The sequence below is a fragment of the Streptomyces sp. WM4235 genome, from assembly GCF_001279725.1.
Taxonomy (GTDB): Bacteria; Actinomycetota; Actinomycetes; order Streptomycetales; family Streptomycetaceae; genus Streptomyces.
Genome location: NZ_LGDE01000453.1, coordinates 1 through 26425, shown reverse-complemented (window position 1 = coordinate 26425; position 26425 = coordinate 1). Strand labels below are relative to the sequence as shown.

Genomic DNA, 26425 nt, shown 5'->3' with positions numbered 1-26425 from the left:
GAGATCAGCCGCGTCCAGGCCGACAGCCCCGGACGCGACGACCACTCCAACCGCTCCCTGAACAACGAGTGGGTCGAGATCCGCAACACCACCCGCCAGCCCGTCAACCTCCGCGGCTGGACGCTGCGCGACGCCGACGGCAACCGCTACCGCTTCCACGACATCCGCATCGCCGGCCGCGGCACCATCCGCGTCCACACCGGAGTCGGACGTGACTCCCGTACCGACGTCTTCCAGGGCAAGCGCGAATACATCTGGGGCAACCGCGCCGACACCGCCACCCTGCGCGACGACCGAGGCCGCACCGTCGACACCGAGTCCTGGGGCCGCCGCCGCTAACCAGATTCACGGCTGCCGCCCCTGAACGGGCGGGAGCCCACCCGCTGGAGATCGTGTGCCGGGCAGCCCGCAACTGCCCGGCACAGTCATGCCCGCCTGGCCTCGGAGACGGGGAAGTTGGATGTGCCTGTTGAGACGGACACCGGATGTCGGCGTGGGGTCAAGGCCGGCCCTGTGGGCGGTCGTGGTGAGGCAGCCTTTGCCGAGCGCGAGGCTTACCGGGCGCCGCATAGCTCGAACAGGGCGTCGCTCCGGGAGGCCAGGCTCGTGTACAGCTCCGACCGGAGCCCGGTCACCGCCACGAACGCGTCTCGTTGAACTCGACCAGTTCCACGATCCCAGCCTCCGTGCCCTCAGCGATCCTTCCCACAGGGGAGGGCTCCGGCCCGCGCACCTCCCGCGAACTGCGGATGAGTCATCCCCGCGCGTGCGGGGAGCAGGACCAGTGCGCGCACTCCGGCGTCCCGTACCTGGGATCATTCCCGCGCGTGCGGGGAGCAGTCCTGACGGGCGGTGGTCATCCTGGGGTTCTTGGGGTCATCCCCGCGCGTGCGGGGAGCAGGCTTGCTGAGCTGGGACGATACCTGGCTCAGCTGCCGTTTTGAAGCACTTCCAATGAGTCCGGCATATCGGGTGATAACTGCCATCGATTGGTGGGCGTGTCCCTGGCCAGGTCGACACGTCGTCCGCGAGCGTCCGGTACTTCTCCGTAGGTCGGATCGGGTCGGCCCAGGTCACTGGTCGGTGTTGGCGAGCGTTTCGGTGAGATCGGCGCCGGCCTCGTAGCCGGGGCTGCCGTCCAGGGCGCTGCGGCGGGGGTTGTAACGGTCGGTCGTGCGTGGGTCCTTGTGGTCTGTCCAGTGTTGGATCCTGTCCCGGCGGGCGCCGGGGCGGGCCAGGGCGTTGATCGCCCTCCACTGACATGGGGACCTACCAGTAGTCCGGCGAGGGCCTGTTGCGAGAGTCCCGCCTTTCTCTCGGTCTGGCGACGGGATCATCGCATCGGGCGCCAGGCATACCGGGCAACCCGGCGGGGCCGGTCAGATCGTCGGCAGCGCGTTGGCCAGGAGGATCTCCGCCGCCGTCCGCGCGTGCCGGCCGTAGTCCGCCTCGTCCAGCACCATGGCGCGGCTGGCGGCGCCGTCCGCGAGGGTCACGAGTTGCTCGGCGAGGACGGCGGGCTCGCGACAGCCCAGTTCCGCTACGAGATCGGCCACCAACCGCACCATGAGCAGTTTCCGTTCGCGGGCGTAGGAGTGGACCGCGTTCCGTGGATCGGGGAACTCCACCGCGGCGTCGATGAAGGGGCATCCACGCACGGGATCCACGCCCGCCGGGAGCGGGTCGAACAGCGCGAGGATTCGATCCCTGGCGGGGACGTCCTCGCGCACCAGCGTTCCCTCCAGGGTGTGCCCCGTCGAGGAAAGGTCCTTGAGGTGGGCGAGGACAAGCTCGTCCTTGGTCCGGAAGTGCGCGTAGAGGGTGCGCTTGGACACCGGCGCCCGCTCCGCGATCTGTTCCATGCCGGTCGCGTTGATCCCCTGGACCGCGAACAGTCCGGCCGCGGCGGCCAGGATGCGCTCCCGCCCTCCGCGACCCTGCCGTGGAGACGCCGTCGTCACTGTTGCCATGACGTAAGTATACGTTCCCGTTTACTTCGGAGGTGTCCGTTGGTTACAGTGCTCTATGTAAACGACTCTGTTTACTTAATCGATCCTGAGGAGAGTTCCATGAGCGGTCCGGCTTTCACCCGGACACGAACAGGCGAGCACGCCGAACAGTTGATCCGCGGGCGCCGCGCGACCCGCGCGTTCCGTCCCGATCCGGTGCCCGAGGACACTCTGCGCAGGGTGTTCTCCCTGGCCGGCGCCGCGCCGTCCAACTCCAACGCGCAGCCGTGGCGGGTCGAGGTGGTCGGCGGCGCACGGCGAGACCATCTGGCCGACGCCCTGCGAACGGCCTGCGCCGAGCGACGCGTCACGGCCGACTACCCGTACTCCGAGGACATGTACGCCCCCGTCCACCGGGAACGGCGGGCCGCCTTCGGTGCCGATCTGTACGGAGCGCTGGGCATCGGCCCCGACGACCACCCGGCCCGCGCGGCCTACGACGCGGAGAGCCTGGGCTTCTACGGGGCACCCCATGCCGCGTTCCTGTTCGTCACCGGCGACGGCGGGCCGCGACTGGCCGCCGACGCCGGCGCTTACCTGCAGACGCTGCTGCTGGCCATGACCGCGTACGGCGTGGCCAGTTGCCCGCAGGGCCTGCTCAGCTTCTACGCCGACACCGTCCGCGACCAACTCGGAGTGGACGAGGGGAAGCTGCTCGTGGGGATCTCTTTCGGCTACGCCGACGAGAACGCGCCGGTAAACCGGGTCGCGACCGGCCGGGCGACTCTGGAGGCAACCACCACATTCCACGTCTAGGGCCTGGTGTGAAAGTGCAGTGCTGGTCACAGCCACTCGTTGATGGCTGCGACCAGCGCTGTTCCTTCGTAGCGGACGTCGAGTTCGTCGTACCGAGTGGCGACGGCCCGGTGGCACTTGAGCCGGTTGATCCCGCACTCGACCTCGTGCCGCGGCTTGTGGTCGTCCTTGTCGAATCTCGGCGGCCGTCCGCCACGCGCTCCACGCTTGAGGCGGTTGCGGACACGGTCGGCCGGAACCGGGATGCCGGCTTTGGTCCCGCGTCCGCGTTTCGGTGAGATCGGCGCTGGCCTCCTAGCCCGGGCTGCCGTCCAGGGCGCTGCGGCGACGGTTGTAACGGTCGGTTGTGCGTGGGTCCTTGTGGTCGGCCCAGTGTTGGATCCTGTCTCGATGGAGAAGTCGAGGACAGAGGAGCGATGCTTTCGCTACGGTGACATTACGTCAGTGAGACTTCTATCGACGTTTGTTGTAACGGGAGTCATGAGCCATGCGCATCACCGTGACCATCGAAGAGCCGAACGAGGCGTTCCGCGCCGACCTCCTCGACCTCCTCGCCAAGCACGCCGCTGTCGTCGAGCTCGACACCGAGTGGACGATGGAGCGAGCCCACCGCTTCTACCAGGCAGTGCCGCAGCGAGCCCAGCGCCTACTCCGAGAGGCCGCCGTCAGGGACGGCTTCGTGTCGGACGAGACGCTGCGCGAGGACCTGGACGGCAAGAATCTGCGTGGCCATGCGGGCCCCCTCAAGAGGGCCCTCGAACGCGGTGTCCGCGAAGGGTGGTGGCCGGAGGGCATGCAGCCGCCTCTCGCCCCGCGGGGCCCCGGCTTCGGCAAGGTCAAGGGCTATCAGATGCCGGAAGAGCTGGTCAGCACCTTCTTCGCGGCCATCACGAACCCGCCTCGGGCCGGGGTCGGCACCACCGCCCCGTAACCGTTACGGGGAACTCTGAACTGTACGGGTCCACCACCGTGCCGGCGGTGGGCGGCGGCCTCGAGCGGTTCACCATGTAGGGCTCGGGAGGGTGTTCGTCGCACTACCACCCTTTAACGTTCAGGTGTGATCTGCGCTTCCTCTGTGCGACTCCGCCAATGCTGAGGGCGGTGGTACCACCTACTACTGTAGTAGGTGGTACCACCGCCCTCAGTATTGCTACGGGTCCCAATACCCATACCAAATACCGCCGGACAATCGTCCGTAAATCCCGCCGGGAACAACGCCAGCAATCCAGTGCTGATTGTTCGCAGTGAAATCGTGCATCGACCTGTGTGCGAGGGGTGGGGTGCAGTATCGTGTGTCGCGTAACTTACGGAACATCCGGTGAATGTGCGCCGCGCAACGCACACACCTAAGGCCCGCCGCAGCACTTGCACCGCGACGGGCCGATCCCGGGAACAGCCCCCCGGACGTGGGTCAAACACGTCCGGGGAGGCTACCCCCGAAGCGCGCGCACGAACTGCGCACTGTAGGCCAGCAGGGCCACGACCGGGACGGCACTTCGTGCCACCCATCGGACCCGTGCCACCAAGCGCAGTCGGCTGCGCTTTGGTGACTTGCTGTTTTCTTCTTCAGGGTCCTTCACGGCACCCCTTTCTCCACCTCGGGGACCGGCCCGCGGCAGCGGACCTTCGGCACGTCGCGGCACTGCGGCGGCGCACAGAAGGGCAGCGGCAAGACGCCACCTGCCCCAGAGGGTGCAACAAGGAAACAATAGCCAGTTGCGGAGCAACGGGACAGCCGAAGCAGAGAATTACGGAATTTCCGTAGACGCTCCAGAGGTCGGCAATTCGATAAAATCGAACAGTGCGAAGTGGGTGCTGGGGTCGATGATTTCTCCAGCGAGCCGCAGAAGGTTGTCGGGATGCGGCCCATGATGAGGTCCGCCGGGCAAGGTGCCCCGGCGCCTGAGCCGTTGCCGGGAGGTCACCCGTATCCAGGGCGGCGTCGGAGGCTCCGTGGCGGGGCGGCGACCTTCACCAAGGCGGCCACGTTGTCCTCCAACGCGTTGGAGGACAAAGCTGGTTCGAGGACAACGCCGGTTCGAGGGCGACGGCCGGCCCCCTGTGAGCCACATGGCGGTGGACCCGGGGAGCGTGTTCGTGTGGTCTCGGGTTCGGACGGCGAGGATCGCGCCGCTGGTGACCAGGCAGCAGTTGCAGCCGATGGCAACGCCCACCCCTACCCCTACCCCATGCTGAAGCCGGTGCCGTGATTCCTCGGTCGGGGTCAGGCCAGTCCCGCCGCGATTGCCCGGCGTACCGCGTCGGCGCGGTCTCTGATGCCCGCTTTGGCAAACAGGTTGTTGATGTGCGTCTTGACCGTCGCCTCGCTGATGAAGAGCTTCTCGGCGATCGCCCGGTTCGGCAGTCCCTGGCCGATGAGGGTGAGGACCTCACGCTCGCGTGAGGTGAGGTCCTGCGGCAGCGGCGAAGGCTGCGCTGTGGCCGTTGGCCGCGCGCGGGCGGTGGCCAGGAGACGGTCCTGGACCTCCCGGTCGAGCACGGCCTGGCCCGCGGCGGCGGCGCGGATGGCACGGATGATGTCCTGCCGTCCCGCGTTCTTCGTCAGGTAGCCGCGAGCGCCGGCGCCCAGTGCGGCCAGGATCGAATCGTCGTCGGCGAAGGTGGTCAGCACCACGACGGCGATCTGCGGGTGCTCCTCGCTCAGTCGGCGGGTCGTCTCGATGCCGTCCATCACGGGCATGCGCAGGTCCATCAGGACGACGTCCACCGCTGCCGTGGCGACGGCTGCCAGCACCTCCGTGCCATCGGCTGCTGCGGCGACGACCTCGATGCCCTCCGCCATACCGAGCACCGTGGCCAGGGGCTCACGGACGGCGGCCTGGTCGTCGGCGACGATCACCTTCAGGTGCTGCTCGCTCTCGGCCGCTCTACTCATACCGGGATCACTGCCTCCACTTGCCAACCGCCTTGACCGTGCCCTTCCGCGACCGGGCCCGCGGTAATGCTGCCACCCAGCAGCGCCACGCGTTCGCGCATTCCTATCAGCCCCATTCCGCTGCCCACGCCCGCGGTCGCTGCGTCGGTCGCGGGTCCGTTACGGATCCTCAACGTCGTGTACCCGGCCTGGAACGTCAGTTCCACCCGGACGTCGGATCCCGGTGCGTGCCGGGCCGCGTTGGTCAGGGCCTCCTGCGCGATGCGCAGCAGGTTCTGGGTGACCTGGGCCGGCAGTTCACGGACGGTTCCGGTGACGGTGAGGGCGTCCCGGTGGCCGGAGGACTCGACCATCGCGGTCAGGCTCTCGAGGAGCGGAAGGGAGTCCTCACGCAGCGCGTGTACGGTCCACTGGGCTTGTTTGAGGCTCTCCCTGACCAGGCTGTGTGCCTTGCTGTTCGCCTCGCGGACCCTTTCCAGGTCACCGGTGTCGAGCAGGGCGTCGGCCAACTCCAACTGCATGTTGATGCCGGCCAATGAGTGCGCCAATACATCGTGGACGTCCCGGGCGATGCGGGCGCGCTCGATGAGTACGGAGGTACGGGCCTCGGCGCGGGCGGCCCGCTCGGCGGATTCGGCGGACGAGATCATCGCCTCCACGGCGCGCTGCCTGCTGCGGCTCAGGATTCCGGCCACGACCGGGACCGCGACGGTAAGGCCCACGGCCCAGGGCAACAGTTCGTGTCCGGGGCCGAGGCGGAAGAACAGGACGCCGCTGCAGAGCAGGCCGGCCAGAGCCGCGAGCGAGAGGGCCTGCCCGAGGGGGAGCCGGTAGCCGATGTGGCCGACGAGGAAGTACGCGAACAGGTAGCCGGAGCCGGTTCGGGCGGTGCCCATCAAAGCGGCGGCCGCCACCACCCCGAGCGTCAGCCAGAGGAGGGCGGCACGGGGCGGGAGCCTGGACTCGGAAAGGTGGCGTGCCATCAGTGCCACCGCGTTCACCGCGATCAGCGCGGCCACGACCAGGCCGCGCCCGTCGACTCCCAGCGGGCGGACCGTCACGATCGCGCTGACGATCACCGCCAGGGTGACGGCCCCATGCAGCCGTGGGTCCTGGCGGGGCGCGACCCGGGGGCCGGGCCCCGAGTCCGGGGCCGACCCGGGGCCGGCGGTACTCACGGATGCGGACACGCCGCGACCATAGCCCACCGTCAGGCGGCGCGATCGAGCACGGTCGCGCGAGCACGCGCGCCCACGGGCAGCTCCTGCTCCCGAGTCGCCCGGCGGCTCCGTACGAAGATCGTGGCCAGCCGTGTGACCACCTCGGTGAGCGCCATCAGGACGAAGGCCGCAACCCAGGCATCGGCGGTGGTGATGTCATGGGTGGCGCTGAACCGTGCCACGTCGTCGCCACCGCCGTGGTCGACCCAGACCTGGAATCCCATGCGTGCGCCCATGCCGAGCACCCACAGGGCCGCCGAGACGGCACCCGCCTTGATGAAGAGGTGTCCGTCCGTACTGCGGATTCGGGTGTACACACCGCCCGAGATGCCGAGCGCCGCGCCGGCCGCGACCAGCGCGCCGATCAGCACGAGGTCATTGCCCGCGGTGGGGACGGTCGTCAGGTACTGGGAGGCCACGAAGGCCACGATGCCCAGCGGGAGAAGGTAGGACTTGGCGCCCAGACGGCCTTCCCGCAGCTGCCGGAAGACGATGAGTACCAGGGCGATGTCGGTGATCCAGTCGGTTGTGGTCATGCCCTCAAGAGTGCTGTCGCGAGGCCTTTCGCACCTGGACCCACGGGTGGAAGTGCGGGTGGAGGTGCGGGTGGAGTTCGACGCGCCGCGTCATTGCCGAGCGGTGGTGGGCGGTGGTGGGCGGTGAGGGCGTGGCCGAGGCGCGGAGGGGGCTCAAGGGCGTCCCGCCTGGCCCAAGGAGCGTAGTCGTGGACCAGGTGGGGGCGCGAGAGCCGGTCGCGCCCCGGCCGTGGAACCCCTGGCCGACAAGCGGCGGCCGGCGCTCGACGCCGCGGGGGCCGGAGAGGTGGTGCGTGCCTCCCCCTCCCCCTCCGGCGAGTGCCGGCCAGGTCCGGGATCTGATCGCCGGGGGTGTGCCGGCGTGGTGGCAGACCCGCCACCTGGCGCACTCCCGAGTCGGCGGCTGGGGCGCAGTTGACGGAGACCCCCTGTAGAACGGCCAGGGACGTTCGGCGTCTCGCCGGGTGACGGACACCATGGTCACTCGCATTCTCGGCGGACCACGGTGAGCGCGGCTTCGACTTCGCTGTCCGACTGGCCCGCTCCACGCAGTACTCCGCCGTACCAGCCGGGGCCGCGAGTGCGGTAGTCCGTGCAGTTGAGCTGCTTGTCGCTCGGGCTCGACTCGTCCCATGTCCTCTGGGCGGCGAGTCTCTGGAGGAAGTCGGGACCGTAGGAACCGGGGTCGGGCGTTGCGGTGGGCGAGCTGTAGTCGTAGGTGGGAGCCGGGGCAGGGGTGTAGGTGAGTTCGGGGGCCGGGGTGTAGCGGCTCAGAGGAGTCGCGGCGGAGCTGGCGCTGGAAGTGGCCTCGGTGGCGCTTGTGACGGCAGCGGGGTCGATGGCGTTCGCGCCCGTGATGGCGAGCGCGGCGATGCCGGCCAGAACGATGATGATGGCGGCGGCGGTTATGTGGTCCGCCCTGCTTCTTCCGTGGATGTTCACCGGGGTTCCTTCACATGGGCGCCGGGACGGGCGGCGTTGACTGGTTTGAAGGGGTGGTGCTGACGAGGCCCCTCTGGCTGTCGGGTTGGATCAGGATCCGGCCCTCTGGTTTCGCGGGATGCACGGGATGCACGGGATGCACGGGATGCGCGGCGGAAGGTGTCCGATGCCGTTCTCGGCGAGCCGGCGCTCGATGGCCTCCACGACGCCTACCGCGGCCCTGACGGCCGGAACGTACCCGATGAGTTCTTGGGCCCGATACTCCCCAAGGGCCTGAACAGACCCCGATCCGAGACGTACGTCATCGAGCTGCTGCCCGAGCGGACCGCCGGCCGGGTGGTAAGGCGGCGCGGTCGCATCTTTTGCGGACGATATGGAACCGTTCGGCCGTCCTTCATGTCACACCATGCAGGAGCGACCAACTCCCATGACGACCAGGGGGAAACATGAAGTTCACCCGTTCCGTCCTTACCACCAGCGCATTCGCCGCCTTGGCCCTGGGGGCCACGACCGCGCTGGCGGCGCCCGCCACCGCCGCGCCCAACACCACGCCGCAGAAGGTCTGCGGAAGCGCCTACAAGACCGTGAACTCGGCCGCCATCGGCTCGCTGGGCACCGTCTACCTGACGTACAACGCCTCGAACGGCAAGAACTGCGTCGCGACCATCCGCAACAACCCGGGTGCGGCCGTGGACATGGCCCTCTGGATCGAGGTCAACGCGACCTCGGAGCGGGGCGAGGACTACGGCCGGTACACGTCGTACGCGGGCCCGGCCTACGTGTACGGCAAGGGCCACTGCGTCGACTGGGGCGGGGGCATCAGCAACGTGCACGTGCAGGTGTACAACTCCAACTGTGGCGCGCGCAAGGAACACCGGGTCACCGAGGTCCGCTGACCCGAGCTCCTCCTGACCGCGACGTTCTGTGCCGTCGTGCGTCGTGCGGTCGTCGGGGGCAGGACCCATGGCCCGACGACCGCACGGGAACCGCCGTGGTCCGGCTCGCCCCGGCAGACTCGCCGAGTTCTGCCGGGGCGAGGGCGCGTCCGGCCTCCTCCCTCGGGTGCGCGGCCGTCCGGTCGGCGCGTCGCCGTACCCGGGGCACCCGTGGCACCTGGAGCAGTTGCGGTCCCGGTCTGTCAGTGTCCGGCGCCGGCATGCTCACCTGGGTCATGTCCCAGGTTGTCCGTCACGGGCAGGCACTCGGCGAGCAGGTCGATGACGTCGCGCCAGGCTCGCTGCGCGTGCCGTGGGTGGTAGCCGACGCCGGGGACCGTGGGGTGGTCGACCGGTGGGTGGTGGAAGGCGTGCAAGGCACCGCCGTAGACCGCGAGGCGCCAGTCGACGCCCGCGGCCTGCATCTCGGCGGTGAACGCGTTCCGTTGCGCGGGCGGCATGATCGGGTCTTCCGACCCGACCCCGGCCCACACCGGGCAGCGAATGCGCGCCGCCTCGCCCGGTCGGCCCGTGGTGGTTGCGTTGACTGTCCCGATCGCGCGCAGGTCGACGCCGTCGCGCCCGAGTTCCAGCGCGATGGCGCCCCCGGTGCCGTAGCCGACGGCGGCGATCCGGTCGGGGTCGGTCCGCGGTTCGGTGCGCAACACGTCGAGCGCCGCGTGGCCGATGCCCCGCATCCGGTCGGGGTCGGCGAGCAGCGGCAGGCAACGGGCCAGCATCTCCTCGGGGTCACCCACATAGCGCCCGCCGTGAAGGTCGAAGGCCAGCACTACATATCCCAGCTCGGCAAGAGCATCGGCCCGGCGGCGCTCGACGTCGCTGAGCCCCATGCCCTCTGGTCCGAGCAGCACCGCGGGCCTGCGGTCGACACCGGCCGGGAGCGCGAGGTGCCCGATCATCGTCAAACCGTCGGCGGGATATTCGACCGTACGCGTCGTGATCGTCGTCATGAGACCGGACTGTAGTGATCGTCGATCCCGGTCCGGCCGCTGTTCCGCCGCCGGCAGAACAGCGAGGGTATCCCTCTGAAATACGGCGAGGGCTCACGAGAACCGTCACCAACCACGTCCCCACGGCAGCGCTGTCGGATCACCTGCCCAGGCCGCGGTGTTGGTGGCCAACCCTCGCATCAGGGTTCCGGGGTATACCGGCCCGCTCCCGTGAAGGGCGTCACCAGCTGGTTCACCTCACGGTCCAAGCGGCCTGGCCGAGGCCGGCGGGGGTCAGGTCGTGCTCGCGCAGCGGGATGAAGTCGACATCGAGTTTCGGATCGTAGGCGTCGGTCTGCGGGTACCGGGAGTTTCCGGCGGCCGAGGACGAGGTGCGGGAGTTCGTGGCGGCGCGGGTGCGGGCGTCGTTGGAGGGGCCGCGGGCGCTGTTCGACCGGACGGTGGTGTGGCTGGTGGACAACCGGGTGCTGCTGCCCGGCATCACGACGCTGACCCGGCTGGTAGCGGAGGTGCGGGCGGCGGAGAACGCTGCCTTGTACCGGACGCTGGACGCGGCGGTTCCCGATGATCTGCGGCAGTCGATGCGGGACCTGCTGAAGGTCCCGGAGGCCAAGCGGGTCTCGGAGTTGGAGCGGCTGCGGACGCCGCCGATGCGGGTGTCCGGGTCGGCGATGACGGCGGGCCTGGAGCGGGCGAAGGACGTGCGTGGGCTGGGTGCGCACCTGGTGGCGACGTCGGTGGTGCCGGCGGCGCGGACAGCAAGACCGTTCCCTCCGAGCGGACCTACTGGACCGACGAAGACGGCCGCCTGGTGGGCAAGAGCAAGGGCGGCCCCGGCCAGAGCTTGACCCTCGCCTCCTGGAAGCCCACCCCGCAGGCGACCGACCCGCTACGCGCCGTCGTACTCACCGGACTCTTCGGTCCCCTCGGCGCCATTCTCGGCCATGTAGCACCCGGCCGGCCGCCCCGGTTCACATCATGGGCCCCTGCACCGCCCACTGCAGGGGCCCTGGAGTTGGTTGCATCCACGAGAAGGTGAACATGCACAGGCCGCCCGTGGATGGGGGGTCATGCGGCGTGTTCGGTGCACGGGCAGCCGTCGCCCCGGTTGATCCAGTCCTGGCCGACCCACTCGGGATGACGCTCGATCAGCAGGGCCCGGACCTCGGTGACGATCTCGTCCTCGCCCATCGCGGAGTCGCGCCGCCGCCACGTCTCGTCGCGCAGGTAGTCGCGGACGTCGGCGAGCACCTGCGGGCCGCCGAGGTCGCCGTGACCGGGCACCACTACCCGGGGGCCGGCGTCGGCGAGCCGGTCCAGCACCGCCAGCCAGCGCACTCCCGAGACGTCCGTGTCGTACGGCGGGAACCACGGGAAGATGGGGCACTGCCCGGTCTCAGCCAGGTCCCCGGTGAACAGCACGCCGGCGTCCGACACCTCGACCACCTGGTCGCCCGTGGTGTGGCCTCGGCCGGTGGGCCGCAGCCGTACGACCCGGCCCCGTTCTCGTATAGCTGCCGCCAAGTGGTGTGTAGCGCTGTGTGACTGCCGCGGTCCTCGTTTCCCTGTACTGACCGCCTCGTTGAGCTGAACGAGTGACTGCGGGGGGTGGGGCAAATGCGGCAGGACTGGCAGCCGGAAGACCTGATCGAGGTCTGGACGCTGCTCGAAGACGACATGAAGAAGGTGCGGAACAAATCCGGTGCAACCCGACTGGGCTTCGCGCTGTTGCTCAAATTCTTCGAGGTGGAGGCCCGGTTCCCGGAGTCCGCCAAGGAGGTGCCCGCGGCGCCGGTGGACTACGTGGCCCAGCAGGTGAAGGTTCCAGCCGGTGCGTGGGCGGACTACGACTGGCAGGGCGACCGGATCAAGCGGCATCGCAAGGAGATCCGGGAGGCGTACGGGTTCAGGGCGAACACACCGAGAAGGACCAGGAGCGCCTGGCCGAGTGGCTGGCCGCTGAGCTGTGTCCGGTGGAGCTGTCGCGGCAGCGGCTGGCAGCGGCGGTGGTGGCGCGGTGCCGTAACGATCGCATCGAGCCACCGGCGCCGGGGCGGGTCGGGCGGCTGGTGGGCAAGGCGGTCAAGGACTTCGAGGCCCGGTTCTGCCGCAGCAGGGTGGAGGGCTCACCCACGCGACGCGCTCGCGCCTGGAGGACCTGGTTGCCGGAAGTGAGGACGAAACGGGTGAGGGAGCGGACGGTGAGGGCGCGGTGTCGGGCGGCGGGCGGTCGCACTTCGCCGAGCTGAAGGCCGATCCGGGGGCGCCGGGGCTGGAGAGCCTGTTGGCGGAGGTGAACAAGCTCCAGCGGGTGCGGCAGCTGGAGCTGCCCGCGGACTTGTTCGCGGACGTGTCGGAGAAGCTGGTGGACGCGTGGCGGGCGCGGGCGTCGAAGGAGTACCCGGCGAACCTGGAGCGGATGAAGCCTCCAAGGTGCCTGACGTTGTTGGCCGCGTTGTGCCATGTGCGGCAGACGGAGATCACCGACTCGCTGGTGGACTTGTTCATCCAGCTCGTGCTGAAGATCAACACGGGGGCGGAGCGGAAGGTCGACAAGGAGCTGAACGCCGAGCTGAAGAAGATCCGGGGCAAGGAGGGGATGCTGCTGAGGGTCGCGGAGGCCGCTTTGTCGGAGCCGTCCGGCACGGTGCGGCGGGTGATCTACCCGGTGGTCGGCGGGGAGAAGGCGCTGGCGGCGGAGGCCGCGGCGAACGAGGCCCGCTACAAGGCCCGGGTTCGTACGGTGCTGCGGTCCTCGTACTGGGCGCATTGGCGGCGGATGCTCTCGCCGCTCCTGGGGGCGCTGGAGCTGAAGTGCAACAACACCGCCTACCGGCTGATGGACGCCATCGACCTGCTCCAGCGCTATCTGGATCAGCCGCTGAAGGAGGGCTCGTTCTTCGATCCGGCGGAGAGCGTGCCGTTGGCGGGGGTGGTGCCGGAGCACTGGCGGGCGGCGGTGGTGGACGACAAGGGCCGTGTCGAGCGCATCCCGTACGAGCTGTGCGTGCTGGTCGCGGTGCGGCGCCGGGAGATCTGGGTGGTGGGGGCGAACCGGTGGCGTAACCCGGAGGACGACCTGCCGGCGGACTTCGAGGACAACCGGGACGTGCACTACGCCGCGCTGGGCCAGCCGCAGGATGCCGGAGAGTTCATCGCCGCCCTGCAGGGCAAGCTCCGGACCTCGCTCGACCGCTTCGAGCAGGCCCTGGTGGAGGGCACGACGGGCGGCGTGGCGATTGTCAAGAAGCACGGCGAGCCGTGGATTCGTGTCTCCCCGCGCGGCAAGCGGGAGGAGCCCGAGAGCCTGGTGGCCATCAAGGGCGAGATCGAGCGGCGCTGGGGCACCATCGACCTGCTCGACATCCTGAAGTACGCCGAGTTCGACACGGGCTTCATCGCCGAGTTCACGTCGGTCGCCACCACAGAGATGCTGTCGAAGGACGTGCTGCGGCGCCGACTGCTGCTGGTCCTGTTCGGGCTGGGCACGAACATGGGGATCAAGCGGGTCGCGGTGACCGGCAAGCACGGCGAGAGCGAGGCGACGCTGCGCCGGGTGCGGCACCTGTTCGTCAACCGGGCCAACATGCGTGCGGCCCTGCGGAAGCTGGTGAACGCCATCTTCGCCGTCCGGGATGAGATGTGGTGGGGTACCGGCACCGCGTGCGCCTCCGACAGCCGCAAGTTCGGTGCCTGGTCCTCGAACCTGATGACCGAGTGGCACCAGCGCTACCGGGGCCCCGGGGTGATGATCTACTGGCATGTGGAGCGGAAATCGGTCTGCATCTACTCCCAGCTCAAGTCCTGTTCGGCCTCCGAGGTCGCCTCGATGATCGAGGGCGTACTGCGGCACTGCACCGACATGGACGTCGACCGGCAGTACACCGACACGCACGGCGCCTCCATCGTCGGGTTCGCCTTCGCGCACATGCTCGACTTCAAGCTGATGCCGAGGCTGAATAACATTGGCTCCGCGAAGCTGTACCGGCCGGCGGCCGGTCAGGACGACCAGTGGCCGAACCTGGGCCCGGTGCTCTCCGCCAAGACCATCGACTGGGACCTGATCGCCCAGCGGTATGACCAGATCGTGAAGTACACCACCGCCCTGCGCCTTGGCACCGCCGAGGCCGGGCAGGTCCTGCGCCGGTTCACCCGCGGCGGCCCCAAGCACCCGACTTACCGGGCGATCGAGGAGCTGGGCAGGGCGGTGCGTACCTCGTTCGTCTGCGACTACCTCGCCGATGTCGAGATGCGCCAGGAGATCCACGAAGGGTTGCAGGTGGTGGAGAACTGGAACTCCGCGAACAAGGACCTCTTCTACGGTTAGGACGGCGACCTGGCCGGTTCGGACAAGGAGTCCCAGGAGGTCAGCATGCTCGCGCTGCACCTCCTCCAGTCCGCTCTGGTGCACGTCAACACGCTGCTGATGCAGGAGGTCCTGGACGACCCGAAGTGGGCGGACAAACTCACCGACGCGGACCGCAGGGCGCTGTCGCCGCTGTTCTGGACCCATGTGAATCCGTACGGCCGGTTCGAGCTGGACATGAACAGCCGTCTCGATCTGGACCTGTCCATCCGGGCGACGGTGCCCGGCCCGCGCACTCCGCACGGGGAGGCGGCAAGCATCCCGGTGTGATGCTCCGGGCCTGGCCGGAGTCGTGGTGAAGACGAGTTGCCCAGAACGCTTCACCGTCTGGGCAACGTCGTGAGCGGCGGCGGCAGGGCTGTGCGAGGAGCGGACCAGAAAACCGGTGTCGCTTTCATACGCGCTCAGCCGGGCAGTGTAACGAGCCCCGTCTCATAGGCGGTGATCACGAGCTGAACCCGGTCCCGGGCGTCCAGTTTGGTGAGCAGGCGGGACACGTGCGATTTGGCGGTGGCCACCGTGATGAACAGGTCCTCCGCGATCTCGGTGTTCGACCGGCCGCGCCCGACCAGGGTCAGGACCTCCCGTTCCCGCTCGGTGATGCCCTCGACTGGCCGTGGGGAGCGTGCCGGTGCGCTCGCGGGGCGACCGGCGAACTCGGCGATCAGGCGGCGCGTGACGCCGGGCGCGATCAACGCGTCGCCGGCGGCGACCACGCGGACCGCCGCGAGGATCTCGTCGAGCGCCATGTCCTTGACCACGAAGCCGCTCGCTCCGGCCCGCAGCGCGCCGTAGACGTGGTCGTCCTCGTCGAAGGTGGTCAGGACGAGGACGCGAGAGGCCGCCGGTCCGGCGGTGATCAGGCGCGTGGCCTCGATCCCGTCCATGCCCGGCATCCGGATGTCCATCATCACGACGTCGGGGTCGATCTCCCCGGCCAGCCGGACCGCTTCCGCGCCGGTGGAGGCCTCGCCGACGACCTCCAGGTCGGGGTGGTGGGCCATGAGCATGCGCAGCCCGGACCGCACCAGCGGCTGGTCGTCGACGAGCAGGACGCGTACGGGACCCCCGCTCATCGGGCCTCCACCGCAACTTCGACGGGCTGCGGCAGTGGGAGTCGTGCCGCCACCCGGAATCCGCCCTCGGGACGGGGCCCGGCGCTGAAGCGGCCGTGGAGCAGGGCGACCCGCTCGCGCATGCCCACGATGCCGAAGCCGTGGGCCGCGTCGTTCCCGGCACCGCCGCCGTGCCCGTTGTCGACGATCTCCACCGACAGTTCCTCGTCCCCGTAGTCGACGGTCACCCGGCACCCCCCGGTGCCCGCGTGGCGGACCACATTGGTCAGCGCCTCCTGGACGATACGGTAGGCCGAAAGGTCGATGTCGGCCGGAAGCGGGCGCTGTTGTCCGCTGCGCCGCAGTTCGACCCGTACGCCGGCGTCGGCCGTGGCCGCCGCCAGCCGTTCGAGGTCCGCGAGGCCGGGCGATGGTGCGAGCGCGGCCCGCCCCGAGGCCCCCGTGTCCGGATCGGCCTGACGGAGCGCCGCCACTGTGCGCCGAAGACCCGACAGGGCCTCCCTGCTGGTCACTTCGATGGCACACAGCGCCTCGCGGGCCTCCTCGGGGTGGGTCCGGACCACCCGGCTCCCCGCCCCCGCCTGGATCGCGATGATGCCGATGCTGTGAGCGACCATGTCGTGCAGCTCCCGGGCGATCCGAAGCCGTTCGGCGACGACCGCCTCGGACACCTCCCGTGTGCGCAACGCCACCGCGTGCTCGCGGCGTTCGCGGCTCAGCTGGCCGGCGGTGCAGGCCGCGGCCATCGCCAGGACGGTGATCACCACGTTACCGATCATGTCGCTCCCGTGCGTGAACCCGCCGATCATCAGGAACTGGACGAGGAACGATCCGGCCGCGGCGAGGACCGAAGCCCGCCGCGCGAGCGTGGCGACGACGAACCCCAGGAAGAGGTCCGCCGACAGATATGCCAGGAACAGGCTCGGGTACGCGTCCGAGAGGTCCGCGGGGGCGCCCGCCAGAACGACGGAGGATCCGAGCAGCGCCAGCACCAGGGCCAGGAGCGGCGCGCGGCGCAGGACGCCGACGAGCAGGGTCGCGGCGAGCATCGCCCCGAGGCCGTGGACCGTGCCCGAAGCCTCCGGCGCACCTCCGATGAGCAGACCCACCGCGAGGAAGTACAAGACGCCCCCCGCCCAGGCCGCGAGGTGCGAGGGCGGCGGGGCGGTCGGTATGTCGCTCATCCCGGGAGGCTATCCAGCCGCCACCCCTGCGGCATCGTCCCGTGGGCTTACGCCCCCGGGCGAACCCGGCCCGGCGATGGTCGCCCAAGGCCCCATGACCGGACGGGGGTTCTCCCGGGAGTGTTGCTCCCGTGATCGAAGTCAACGAACTCACCAAGCGCTACGGCGCCAAGACCGCCGTCGACCACCTCTCCTTCACCGTACGGCCGGGCCATGTCACCGGATTCCTCGGCCCAAACGGAGCCGGCAAGACCACCACGCTGCGGCTGCTCCTCGGGCTCGACGCGCCCACCGGCGGCTCCGCCACCGTCAGCGGGGTCGCCTTCCGCAGCCACGCCCGCGGACTGCGGCACGTCGGCGCGCTCCTCGACGCCGGCCGGGTCCACGGCGGACGCACCGCCGCGGCCCACCTGTCCGCCCTGGCCCGCAGCAACGGGATCTCCCCACGCCGCGTGGACGAGGTGCTGCAGGAAGTGGGACTGGCGGAGGCGGCGAACCGCCGCATCGGCGGCTTCTCGCTCGGCATGAAGCAGCGGCTCGGGATCGCCACCGCTCTGCTCGGCGACCCGCCCGTGCTGATGTTCGACGAGCCCGTCAACGGGATGGACCCGGAAGGGGTGCTCTGGATGCGCCGCCTCTTCCGAAGCCTCGCGGCCGAGGGCCGCACGGTCTTCCTCTCCAGCCACCTCATGTCGGAGATGGAGAACACCGCCGACCGGCTCGTCGTCATCGGCCGGGGCCGGCTCATCGCCGACGAGTCGGTACGGGACTTCGCGGCCCGCGGCGCCGGCCTCGGCGTCGTGGTGGGCACGCGGCAGGCCGCCGTACTGACCGCCGTACTGACCGCCGCGGGCGCATCGGTCGACCCGGAGGGATCGCGGGGCGCCGAGAAGCTCGCCGTGACTGGGCTGCCCGCCGAGCGGATCGCGGCGCTCGCCTTCGAGCACCGGATCCTGCTGACCGAGCTGACCACCCGAACCGCCTCGCTGGAGGAGGCCTTCATGGAACTCACCGCCGAAAGCGTCGAATACCAGGCAGGACAGCCCCGATGACCTCACTCACCTCCGCCTCCGCCTCGGTCGCGTCCCCCGCCGAGCCGCCCGCCCGGTTCCGCGACCTGCTCGCCTCCGAGTGGATCAAGACGCGGTCCCTGCGCTCCACCCCGTGGACCCTCGCACTCACCACCCTCTTCGTCATCGGATCCGCCGCGGTCTCGGCCTTGGCGGAGAACGACGACCTGCGACGGATGAGCGCGGCCGCACGGACCAATGAGGGATTCCACGTGTTCGCCGCGTTCCCCCCGGCCGGCTACATGACGCTGATGCTCGTCGCGGGGAGCGTCGGCGCCCTCACCGTGGTGAGCGAGTACAGCAGCGGCCTGATCGCCACCACCACCGTGGCCGTCCCCGCCCGCGGGGCGGTGACGGCGGCCAAGGCGGTCGTCACCGCCGCGCTCTGGACCGCGCTCGGCACGGTCGTGTCCACCGGTTCCTTCCTGGTGTCCCAAGCCATCCTGAGTGAAGAGCGGGCCGGGGTCCCGCTCAGCCATCCCGGAGTGCTCCGCGCGCTGATCGCGTCGGCCCTCCTGGCCCCGGTCTGCGCCCTGGTCGGCCTCGGCTTCGGAACGCTGATCAGGCACAGCGCCGCCACCATGGTCACCACGGCCTTCGTCCTGGTGATGCTGCCGCCGATCTTTTCGCAGAGCGTGCGCTGGTCCGCCGCCGTGAACCACGCGATGCCAGCCGCGGCATGGCGGCGCCTGGTGCAGACCTGGGAACCGGATCCCCACTCGCTCGGCTACGACGCCACCGTCCCCGGCTCCTGGGCCGTGTACGTCCTCTGGCCACTGCTCGCGGTCGTCCTCGCGATGGCCCTCGTACGACGCCGCGACGTGTGAACGTGCCTCCGAGACGCGCATATCGCGCCCCGGAGACACAGGGGCAAGGCCCCCGAAACTTGTCGCAGCCTCAGGTCGCAGCCGATGATGTTCTTGCCCGGCTCCGCGAACAGGGCGTCGATGCGCACGTACTCGCTCTGCTTGGAGGGCCGGTAGAACGCCACCTTCCGCCGCGCCTCCCGCGAAACCGCCCCTTTGGCGCGTATCTCGGTCACACCCCCGATCAAGGTGAACGACTGCCCCTCGCGGCGGCCGGCTCGAGGGGGCAAACGTCCTGCCGTTCCTGCGCCGCCTCATGTCACAGGGATTGGGCAATCTTCCGGAACTTGCTCAACGAGAGAAGGTAATCCTGCTTCCCGGCGTCGGAGGGCGGTAGTGTGCTGACACTTTCGGTCAAAAAATCTTCCGCAGCCAGCAGGAGGGCTCCTGCCAGCTCGGAGGGATCGAATCTCCCTACAGGTCCAGAGGGGAGGAGATCATGATTCCCTTCTTTCCGCTGTGGAAGACAAGCCGAAATGATGTGTCCACTCCGACGAAGGAAGCATTCTTTGTGCGACCTTCCAGTACCGGGCGGAGGCAGTCGAGAACGTGCGCGATGGACAGGTGGATCATCATTCCCTGGTCGGGGTTCTTGCCGGTGGAGACGGCTTCCCCCAAATCTCCTGACCAGCGCATGTCTCCCATGTCGAATCCGCTTGGATCCCCTTGGTTCGGTCGGACGGTGAATTCTGCGATCATGGGGTATAGGTATTCCCTACGGGGAAGAGGGTGGTGATTTTGCTCCCGCCCTCGGAATCCATAACGAGACGGAAACGCGCCTTCATTCCGTTGACGATCATGCGTTTCTCCAGCATCTGTCGGGCCGACGCTCCCTCGGGAACACTTCCGGGCCCCGTCATCGGGATACACCCGCTGATCTCAATTCGTGTGATCCGCCAGTGAAACTCGCACTACTCTGAGCTGAAGGTTGATGTGCTCAACCTTCACTCCAACTTCGCTGCCGATTTCAACATGCCCGATACCGGCGTTGCTCGGTCCGGTGCTGGGAAGCAGGCCTTCGATTCCAAACGAAAGGCTTACGAAAATGCCAATGGGGGTGACGTTCGTTACTTTGCCGATGCAGCTCTCACCCAGTTGCGTGCGCGCAAATTCGATAAATGGGTCGGCGGTGAGATCTTTCATCGAAAGAGAAATATTGTTCCGATCAGGGTCAAAGCTCAGGAAGACGACCGAAACTTTCTCTCCGACGCTGACGACTTGTGATGGATGGTCCACTTTTCGCCATGAAAGGTTGGCCACAGAAACCCTCCCGCACACCCCTCCTTCAAGGGTGACAGTCAAGCTGGCGTCGTCAATTCGGGAGACCACCCCCCTGCATACTTGACCTGACTTAAATTCCATAAATCACACCTCCGGGAGAGTCGCTGGATTTTGTCAGACAGGAAGGAATGCGAGTCTGACGTGCCGGCACCGCTACTCCCGCCCCCCATGATCATCCGCAAGGATACGGAACTTCTCGGAGCCACTCAGCGGGGTAAATGGCCAAACAGTGCAGGCCGTCGGCGCCTGGCGGGTCTGAGCCACAGTCGCCGCCCCGAGCCGACTGCTCGTCGCCGAGTTCGCCAAGGTCCGCGGCAGTCCGGACTTCTCGGCACCATTCCCGTCAAGGGCGTAGCACTTCGGCGGGGCTCGTCCAGACGTCACTCGTGGGCATCGGCGCCGGGGAGGCTGACGCGCAGCTCCTTGCGGCCGATCCGGCCGACTCCCTTGCCCATCAGGGTGACCTTGGCGAGCGGGCCGCGGCGTTGGGTCTCCGGGCGGGGCGGCCCCGACTGCTGCGGCTGAACCGACGCCTGGTCAGGCCGGGTGCTGCGCGGCGGGCGAGTGGGTGACGGCGTCGGCGGACAGTTTGGGGGCCAATTCCTCGAGGTCGGGGTGGGTGGCGGCCACTGCGCGCAGGATGCGGATGAGGGACTGGGGTTCGAGCGGGCGGCCGTTGACGGTGGTGAAGAGATAGCCGTTGTCGGGAAGGGCGCCGGCCCGGTGCGGGAGGTATTCGTCGATGGCACGGACGGCGTCGTGGTGGACGGGCTGGAGGCGGGTGGCGTCGGAGGCCGCGTTCTTCTGGGGGACGTCCCAGGTGGTGCGGTGCTGCTCCTGGTGACGGCCGCTCAGGCGCATGGCGGTGATCTGGCCGGGGCGCAGGACGTCGGCGTCACCGTGCCGGCCCCACAGGTAGTGGTTGAGGCAGAGGTAGACCAGGGCGCGGGCGCGGTGGGGGCCCTCGCGCCGGGTGCCGGGGTAGCGGTCGGCGGCCTGGGCGAGCCAGCGGCACTGGTCGGGGGGGAGGGGTTCGCGGCCGGGCAGGCCGGCGGCGAAGTTGCCGCCGCGCTGGAACTGGAGGGACTTCGCGGTGCCTGCCGGTACGAGGTCGGGCCCGCCGGCTGCCGCGGGGGTCTGGGCCCAGCGGTAGAAGGAGCGGACGGCGCCGCAGGCGGCGTCGCGGGAACGGGCCGCGGTGGCGTAGTCGATGGCCCAGTCCTGCAGCGCCGTGGGGGTGGGCCGGAGGTACAGGTCGGGGTCGGGGCGTCCTTCGAGTCCGCAGCCGACGGTGAGCCAGTGCAGGACGGCGGGCCGGTAGTGCTCGAGGGCCTGGTAGCCGAAGCGCCCGTTCGCCTCGGAGTTCGGGCCGGCGAGCCACTCCTCGACGAGCCCGGCGACGTCGTGTTCCAGATCCATGCGGCCCAAGTTACCTGTACGGGCTTCGTCGGCGTGGTCTCGTGTATCCGCTGCCTGCGTTCTGGCACGCCGCCCACACCCACCTCACCGACCCCGATGACCTCGGCAACCCCACCCAAGCTCCGCTGTAGTTGGCGGCGGTATTTCGAATCCTGGCTCAGAGGCCTCTGGTCGGACCCCGGCGGTCTTCCGGCGGCGATGGCTGGATCCGCGGCGTTGGTGGAACGATACGCCTCGGCTCCGCAGCGGATGCCGCAGTCGGCAAGGTGGTGGTAGCGGAGAGGCGACGTCCGTGCACGGTGGCAGAGGTGCCTACGCGGGCCAGGGCGGCCAGATCCGTACTGCTGAACCGCTCGGCGTCCACCGCTGACCTGTGGAGCTTCTGGACTTTCAGCCCGACAGCCGCGTAACTACCTGCGGCCCCCCTTTCTGCGGTCGCCGACAGCTTCTGCCACGCTTCGCGGAATGATGTCACCGCGGGGTGGGTGGACCCCATCAGCTCGGTCCCCATGGCGGTCTGAGACCACCGCTGGAAGTCGGCGGAGACGTGGTGAGCGGCGCGGGTCCTCTCGTCTTCTCGCGTGTAAGGAGCAGCCGAGCCGGCCAGCTGCTCAAGCCGCTCCGCGATGCTGGGGTGCGCGTAGGGCTGGGCCGTCTGTACCGCGTGGGAGAGCAGGTCGTGCCACCGTCGTTGTAGCCCTGGGCCCAGCTGTTCCTGCTTGGCCTTGGCCACTCGTTCGGCGGTGTCGGCGAACCAGGTTGAGGACTCGATGGCCCACGGCCGTTCCCGAGCCTCGCTGAAGGCGCTGTCGGCAGTCGAGGACGGCCGCCACCGGCCACTGGGGTCCGCCTCCGCTCGGAATACGGGCGTGGACGAGTCGCGCGTGTAGACGGCGACGCTCCGCGCCAGGTTCTCGTTGATGATGGTCTGCACACTGCTCAGGATGCCCGGGAGCAGGCTGTTGGGGTCGCTCACGAACCGGGCGCCACCACGCAGAGCGCGATCGGTCAGGTACCGGTCCAGAACACCCAGCTCGCTCGTGGCGGCCGGAGCCGCGACGAGGGCAATGTCGGTTTGGTAGCCGGCCTCTCGGTACTGCGTGAGTACCGTGCGTGCGCGATCCGCGTTGGCCAGGGCTGTGTCGAAAAGGACGTCCCTGCGAAGTTCACGCGCGTAGCCAAGCGCGTCGTCGACCCAGCGCACGGCGTCGTCGCGTACGTGGAAGCCGGCACTGCTGTCGTCGTCGCGGAGCAGTCGCGGCCACCGGGGATGGAACTCGCTGAGGCTGTCAGCCGAGATCTGAACCGCGTCACGGCCGGCCAAGAGTGTCCCGGCCAGCGTGGACTTCCCCGATCCGGGGATGCCTCCCAGGACGGTGAGAGTGGGCATCGAGGAGGCAGGCCCGTCAATGAGCAAGCGGCGGATGTCCTGCCGCACCTGCTCGTGTTCCTCGGGCGGGAGGACGTGCTTCCGGGGATCGAGCGGCGTGGTCACCGGCTGCCTTCGACAACCGCACGTGCCACCGGCGCGAGCTCTTCGACCAGACGGTGCACATCGTCGGGAGTGTGCCGGTAGAGGTCACGCAGAAGCTGGGCATAGCGATCGCGATCCGCTGCGAGGCGGGCAGCCGTGGCGGCGTCGTGGTCGGCGTCGTGCTCTGTCCGGCGCGCCTCTGCGGCAGACCATCCGGCCAGCTGACTCAGGATGGCTCGCAAAGAGTCCAGTTCGGAGGCTTGGCTGTAGCTGAGCGGCTGATCGGTCACAACGTCTCCTTGATGGCTTGCGCGGCGCGGTCCAGTGAGGGGAAACACGCATCGGCTTCGGCGAGCAGTTCCACTCCATGCGTGGTGGTCACGGCGTAGACGGTGCAGCCGGCGGCGCGGCCGGCCTGAATGCCGGCCGGTGAGTCTTCGACCACCACGCATCGGCGCGGGTCCACACCGAGCTGCTCCGCAGCGGCGAGGTAACCGTCGGGCGACGGCTTGCCGCTCTGGACGTCCTCGGCGCAGACGCGCACGCGGGGGACGGGAAGCCCCAAGCGTTCCATCCGCAACCGGGTCGCCTCCCTCCGGCTGGAAGTGACGACTGCCCAGGGCAGCGTCAACGCGTGCAGGACGTCGGCGGCGTCAGGATAGGGACGCATGGCCTCTTCCTCGGTAGCCATCAGCCGGTCCAGCACCCGGTTCTCTTCTGCGACGTCGAGGTCCGGGCCCACGATGCGCAGGGTGTCCAGGCGTCGTTTCCCCTGGGTGACCTGACGCACGTACTTCGGGTCCAGGCCGCGCAATATTGCCCACGAGGTCCACACGCGGTTGTGAGCCGCACCGGAGTTGATCAATACGCCATCCACGTCGAACAGAGCAGCGTGCAGCGTCGTCGTCATGCCCACACCCTCCTGCGGCCGCGAAGCGGTATGCAAGCGATATGCCCGGCTCTGGCTCGGCTCTGGCTCGACTCTGGCTCGGCTCTGGCTCGGCCTGATGTCTCTGGGATTCGGGCAGGTGGCTATGACGTGTCCCTACACGGTGCGCCGAATGGATACCCGTAACGATCATCCGGACGCGGGCCGGCGACCGAAGTCCGACCGCGAACCGAGATCTCCCGCTTCCAATGGACGCCGTCCTGGATCATCGGTGCGCCTATCCGAGTGCCTTCCGGATCTCCCGTGAGCCAGCGACGCACGGTGGGGGTAGGTCGTTTCGCACGAGGCGACCTTGGGATCCGAGAGGAGATCAGCCATGTACGCAGTGGTTCGACGGTATGAAGGGGTGACTGATCCTGCCGAGGCGGGGCGCCGGGTGGAAGAGGGATTCGTACCTCTCCTTCGCCAAGTGCCTGGATTCGTGGCCTACTACTGGGTCAACGCGGGGGGTGGAGTGATGCTCTCTACCAGCGTCTTTGAGGACCAAGCCGGGGCCGAAGAGTCGGTCAAGAGGGCCGCTGACTTCGTACGGGACAACCTCGCATCGCTGCTCCCTGAACCTCCCCAAGTCACGGCCGGCCAGGTGGTGGCTGCTGGATAAACGGCCTCCGGAGTGGTCTGTATCCATGCGCCCTCCATACCGGCGACCAGGCATTTCACGGAACTCCGGCCAGAGCCGTGAAATCGGCCAGTGCTGCTTACCACGGGGGCGGCGGGTCAGGTTCGGGTGACGCCGTAGCCGGTGTCGTTGAGGACGGCTAGGCCGACCGCCGTGACCGACGTCGAGCTTGTTATGCGGGCCGTGTCCGTTCCAGAGCCGCTCGCGTGGCAACAGCCAGCGGATGGTTATCGTGCAGCACCCGCTCGCACCTCTCCAGGGCGCGCTCGTACTGGGACATCGCACCGTTCGCGTTTCCTGCGGAGTACTACACGCGAGCGAGGTTGAGCCGAGAGGCCAGTGTCCGCGGGTGGTCGTAGCCCAGGATCCGCTCCCGATCGATCAGGGTGGTTTCGACATGTCCAGCGCCGGTCACCAAGCGCGGCCGGGCGCTCCACGCTCCCGGTGCGGCTGATGCCGAGGGCCCGGTTGCGTGGCACGGCGGGGCGGGCGACACTCCCTGGACGTCACCGCTGATCGGCCGCCGGCCCGGTGCAGAGCCGGCGGCGGGACGGCTTTGCCCGCGCTCTTGCCCGCAGTCCTCACCTCGATCTCGGTCAGGTCGAACGGGTCGAAGACCAGCTCGACCTTCATCCCGACCAGCATCGGGTCGACCTCGTAGGTGTTGCCGTGCAGGCTGACCGTCGCGGTCTTCGTCACGGTCCTGAACTCCGATCACAGAAACGCCTCCCGAAGATCAGTGGGGCTGGGCAGCGGCAGCGGCCGGGGAATCGAACCCAGCCACCGTTCGATCGGAGGCTGCCCCGTCTCCGAGTGGACCGTGCGGTGATAGACCGTCTCCACCCACGCGGTGAAAAGCCTGTTCAGCTCAGCGAGATGCTCAATCTGACCGACACGTTCCTCATCGAGCTCGACCAGGAACTGGTCACGGACGGTGCGGAAGAACCGTTCGATTTTTCCTCGGCCCTGAGGCCGTCCCGGCTTGGAGTGCGTGAGGCGGACGGCCAGGGATGCGCACGCCCGCAAGAGCCACGTGTCGACGAAGGCACTCCCGTTGTCGACGTAGATCGCTTCGGGGACTCCGCGAGCGGAGAGTGCGGGCCGCAGGGCGGCGGCCAGGCGGACGGTGTCCTCGGCGAACCCGAACCGGTGGCCCACGATCGCCCGGCTGTGGTCGTCGATGAACGCGAACAAGTACGTCTTGCGTCCGCCGATCTTCGGCCCGTGAAGGGCGTCCCCGGTCCACAGCTCGTTGCCGCGGGTGGCCTCGAACCGGCCGAACACGCTCTTCTCGCCGCTGGCGCCGGTCAGTCCGGCATCGGCGAAGTGCCGCTGCAGCGTCCGATCGGTCGGCGACCAGCCCTGCGCCGTCCGCAGGATCCGTTGGATCTGCGCTGCCGTGCGGGCAGGGTTCTCCTTCTTCAGCGCGGCCGCCAGGTCCAGCACCTCCACCGGCGTCCGCGGGGTCACCTGCCGCTGGGCCGGCACCAGCGCGGGAAACCCGCCCGCGCGGTAGTGGCGGGCCCAGCGGTCCAGCGTGCCGCGGGCGACCCGCACCTGCCGGCCGAACGGATCGGTGTGCTAGTCCGCGGTCAGCAGGCGGCCTTCGCGGATGCGGTTGGCGGTGTCCCGGCCGAGGGCGGTGAGTCGGAGGTCGTTCATGCCGAGGCTGCCGTCGTGGACCGTGCCCCATGTGGGTTCTCGTTCGACGATCTCGGCAAGCCGGCCTCGGACCAGGTTTGAGAAGGCCCATTCCATTGAGGTTCCCCCGCTGTGCGGGAGGTGCTGACTAGCTGGTCAGGGCGGGGTGACGTGGTTTCAGGTTCGCTTGATCGGTCGCTGCCTGGTTGGCGTAG

General features: G+C 68.9%; 27 protein-coding genes and 1 pseudogene. 9 read left to right on the top strand and 19 right to left on the bottom strand.

All coding sequences use genetic code 11. From position 1 onward, the window contains the following. The coding region (locus ADK55_RS31670; protein ID WP_053683743.1) for a lamin tail domain-containing protein at positions 1-339 on the top strand (339 nt) is incomplete at its 5' end. 1040 nt (positions 340-1379) lie between these two features. Here ADK55_RS31670 and ADK55_RS31665 read toward each other — a convergent pair. Then, positions 1380-1970: a TetR/AcrR family transcriptional regulator gene (locus ADK55_RS31665; protein WP_053683741.1), complete on the bottom strand. Its 591-nt coding sequence runs from the start codon at positions 1968-1970 to the stop codon at positions 1380-1382. A 99-nt stretch (positions 1971-2069) separates the two neighbouring features. Between ADK55_RS31665 and ADK55_RS31660 the strand changes: the two genes are divergently transcribed. After that, the gene (locus ADK55_RS31660; RefSeq protein WP_053683739.1) at positions 2070-2765 is read left to right on the top strand and encodes a nitroreductase; all 696 of its coding nucleotides are present in this window, start codon (positions 2070-2072) and stop codon (positions 2763-2765) included. Between the two features lie 487 nt (positions 2766-3252). Continuing rightward, positions 3253-3696 carry a hypothetical protein gene (locus tag ADK55_RS31655; protein WP_063839674.1) on the top strand — a complete coding sequence of 148 codons (444 nt, stop codon included), beginning with the start codon at positions 3253-3255 and terminating at the stop codon, positions 3694-3696. A 1293-nt stretch (positions 3697-4989) separates the two neighbouring features. Here the strand turns inward: ADK55_RS31655 and ADK55_RS31650 are convergent. From ADK55_RS31650 to ADK55_RS31635, 4 genes are all read right to left on the bottom strand, one after another. Then, complete coding sequence (locus tag ADK55_RS31650) at positions 4990-5661, bottom strand: response regulator (RefSeq protein ID WP_053683737.1); 672 nt, start codon at positions 5659-5661, stop codon at positions 4990-4992. Further along, on the bottom strand, positions 5658-6851 hold the full coding sequence (locus ADK55_RS31645) for a sensor histidine kinase (RefSeq protein WP_420713702.1): 1194 nt from the start codon (positions 6849-6851) through the stop codon (positions 5658-5660). The genes ADK55_RS31650 and ADK55_RS31645 overlap by 4 nt, the downstream gene beginning before the upstream one ends. 20 nt (positions 6852-6871) lie before the next feature. Continuing rightward, positions 6872-7417 carry a hypothetical protein gene (locus ADK55_RS31640; RefSeq protein WP_053683735.1) on the bottom strand — a complete coding sequence of 182 codons (546 nt, stop codon included), beginning with the start codon at positions 7415-7417 and terminating at the stop codon, positions 6872-6874. A 480-nt stretch (positions 7418-7897) separates the two neighbouring features. Further along, positions 7898-8359: a hypothetical protein gene (locus ADK55_RS31635; RefSeq protein WP_053683734.1), complete on the bottom strand. Its 462-nt coding sequence runs from the start codon at positions 8357-8359 to the stop codon at positions 7898-7900. 446 nt (positions 8360-8805) lie between these two features. On the opposite strand from ADK55_RS31635, the gene ADK55_RS31630 reads away from it, so the two are divergent. Further along, positions 8806-9255 carry a hypothetical protein gene (locus ADK55_RS31630; RefSeq protein ID WP_053683731.1) on the top strand — a complete coding sequence of 150 codons (450 nt, stop codon included), beginning with the start codon at positions 8806-8808 and terminating at the stop codon, positions 9253-9255. Positions 9256-9497: 242 nt separating this feature from the next. On the opposite strand, the gene ADK55_RS31625 is transcribed toward ADK55_RS31630, so the two are convergent. Continuing rightward, the gene (locus ADK55_RS31625; protein ID WP_053683729.1) at positions 9498-10265 is read right to left on the bottom strand and encodes a dienelactone hydrolase family protein; all 768 of its coding nucleotides are present in this window, start codon (positions 10263-10265) and stop codon (positions 9498-9500) included. Between the two features lie 232 nt (positions 10266-10497). Continuing rightward, on the bottom strand, positions 10498-10725 hold the full coding sequence (locus tag ADK55_RS39375) for a hypothetical protein (protein ID WP_199826679.1): 228 nt from the start codon (positions 10723-10725) through the stop codon (positions 10498-10500). On the opposite strand from ADK55_RS39375, the gene ADK55_RS31615 reads away from it, so the two are divergent. Then, the gene (locus ADK55_RS31615; RefSeq protein ID WP_078999651.1) at positions 10637-11113 is read left to right on the top strand and encodes a DUF4158 domain-containing protein; all 477 of its coding nucleotides are present in this window, start codon (positions 10637-10639) and stop codon (positions 11111-11113) included. The genes ADK55_RS39375 and ADK55_RS31615 overlap by 89 nt on opposite strands. A gap of 220 nt (positions 11114-11333) precedes the next feature. Here the strand turns inward: ADK55_RS31615 and ADK55_RS31610 are convergent, their stop codons facing one another. Then, complete coding sequence (locus ADK55_RS31610) at positions 11334-11789, bottom strand: MBL fold metallo-hydrolase (protein ID WP_234350333.1); 456 nt, start codon at positions 11787-11789, stop codon at positions 11334-11336. Between the two features lie 93 nt (positions 11790-11882). Here ADK55_RS31610 and ADK55_RS37100 point away from each other — a divergent pair, with 93 nt between their 5' ends. Together ADK55_RS37100 and ADK55_RS37095 are read left to right on the top strand one after the other, a co-directional pair. Next, positions 11883-12440, top strand: coding sequence for a DUF4158 domain-containing protein (locus ADK55_RS37100; RefSeq protein ID WP_107089364.1), 558 nt, complete (start codon positions 11883-11885; stop codon positions 12438-12440). After that, a pseudogene (locus ADK55_RS37095) lies at positions 12370-14901 on the top strand (Tn3 family transposase). Before ADK55_RS37100 ends, ADK55_RS37095 begins: the two are co-directional and overlap by 71 nt. A 134-nt stretch (positions 14902-15035) precedes the next feature. Here the strand turns inward: ADK55_RS37095 and ADK55_RS31600 are convergent. Then, the gene (locus ADK55_RS31600; protein WP_053683723.1) at positions 15036-15707 is read right to left on the bottom strand and encodes a response regulator; all 672 of its coding nucleotides are present in this window, start codon (positions 15705-15707) and stop codon (positions 15036-15038) included. Further along, positions 15704-16891 carry a sensor histidine kinase gene (locus ADK55_RS31595; RefSeq protein ID WP_053683721.1) on the bottom strand — a complete coding sequence of 396 codons (1188 nt, stop codon included), beginning with the start codon at positions 16889-16891 and terminating at the stop codon, positions 15704-15706. Before ADK55_RS31595 ends, ADK55_RS31600 begins: the two co-directional genes overlap by 4 nt. Positions 16892-17022: 131 nt before the next feature. Between ADK55_RS31595 and ADK55_RS31590 the strand changes: the two genes are divergently transcribed. Both ADK55_RS31590 and ADK55_RS31585 read left to right on the top strand, forming a co-directional pair. Then, the gene (locus tag ADK55_RS31590) at positions 17023-17943 is read left to right on the top strand and encodes an ATP-binding cassette domain-containing protein (RefSeq protein ID WP_053683720.1); all 921 of its coding nucleotides are present in this window, start codon (positions 17023-17025) and stop codon (positions 17941-17943) included. Further along, positions 17940-18788 (top strand): ABC transporter permease, encoded by an 849-nt coding sequence (locus tag ADK55_RS31585; RefSeq protein WP_053683717.1) that lies wholly within the window; start codon positions 17940-17942, stop codon positions 18786-18788. The genes ADK55_RS31590 and ADK55_RS31585 overlap by 4 nt, the downstream gene beginning before the upstream one ends. A gap of 453 nt (positions 18789-19241) precedes the next feature. Here ADK55_RS31585 and ADK55_RS31580 read toward each other — a convergent pair whose 3' ends face one another. From ADK55_RS31580 to ADK55_RS38930, 9 genes are all read right to left on the bottom strand, one after another. Then, positions 19242-19526, bottom strand: coding sequence for a hypothetical protein (locus ADK55_RS31580; RefSeq protein WP_159041624.1), 285 nt, complete (start codon positions 19524-19526; stop codon positions 19242-19244). A 180-nt stretch (positions 19527-19706) separates the two neighbouring features. After that, entirely contained in the window at positions 19707-20189 is a 483-nt protein-coding gene (locus tag ADK55_RS37085) for a S1 RNA-binding domain-containing protein (RefSeq protein ID WP_078999644.1), read from the bottom strand. 456 nt (positions 20190-20645) lie between these two features. Then, positions 20646-21527: a hypothetical protein gene (locus tag ADK55_RS31575; protein WP_053683713.1), complete on the bottom strand. Its 882-nt coding sequence runs from the start codon at positions 21525-21527 to the stop codon at positions 20646-20648. Between the two features lie 157 nt (positions 21528-21684). Then, positions 21685-23022: a zeta toxin family protein gene (locus tag ADK55_RS31570; protein ID WP_053683710.1), complete on the bottom strand. Its 1338-nt coding sequence runs from the start codon at positions 23020-23022 to the stop codon at positions 21685-21687. Further along, positions 23019-23291 carry a hypothetical protein gene (locus ADK55_RS31565; RefSeq protein WP_053683708.1) on the bottom strand — a complete coding sequence of 91 codons (273 nt, stop codon included), beginning with the start codon at positions 23289-23291 and terminating at the stop codon, positions 23019-23021. The genes ADK55_RS31570 and ADK55_RS31565 overlap by 4 nt, the downstream gene beginning before the upstream one ends. Then, the gene (locus ADK55_RS31560) at positions 23288-23911 is read right to left on the bottom strand and encodes an HAD-IA family hydrolase (RefSeq protein WP_053683706.1); all 624 of its coding nucleotides are present in this window, start codon (positions 23909-23911) and stop codon (positions 23288-23290) included. Before ADK55_RS31560 ends, ADK55_RS31565 begins: the two co-directional genes overlap by 4 nt. A 1069-nt stretch (positions 23912-24980) precedes the next feature. Next, entirely contained in the window at positions 24981-25268 is a 288-nt protein-coding gene (locus ADK55_RS39370; protein ID WP_053683704.1) for a Mu transposase C-terminal domain-containing protein, read from the bottom strand. A gap of 15 nt (positions 25269-25283) precedes the next feature. Beyond that, complete coding sequence (locus tag ADK55_RS31550; protein WP_053683702.1) at positions 25284-26126, bottom strand: DDE-type integrase/transposase/recombinase; 843 nt, start codon at positions 26124-26126, stop codon at positions 25284-25286. Positions 26127-26150: 24 nt separating this feature from the next. Next, positions 26151-26327 carry a hypothetical protein gene (locus ADK55_RS38930; protein WP_159041622.1) on the bottom strand — a complete coding sequence of 59 codons (177 nt, stop codon included), beginning with the start codon at positions 26325-26327 and terminating at the stop codon, positions 26151-26153. Between the last annotated feature and the right edge of the window lie 98 nt (positions 26328-26425).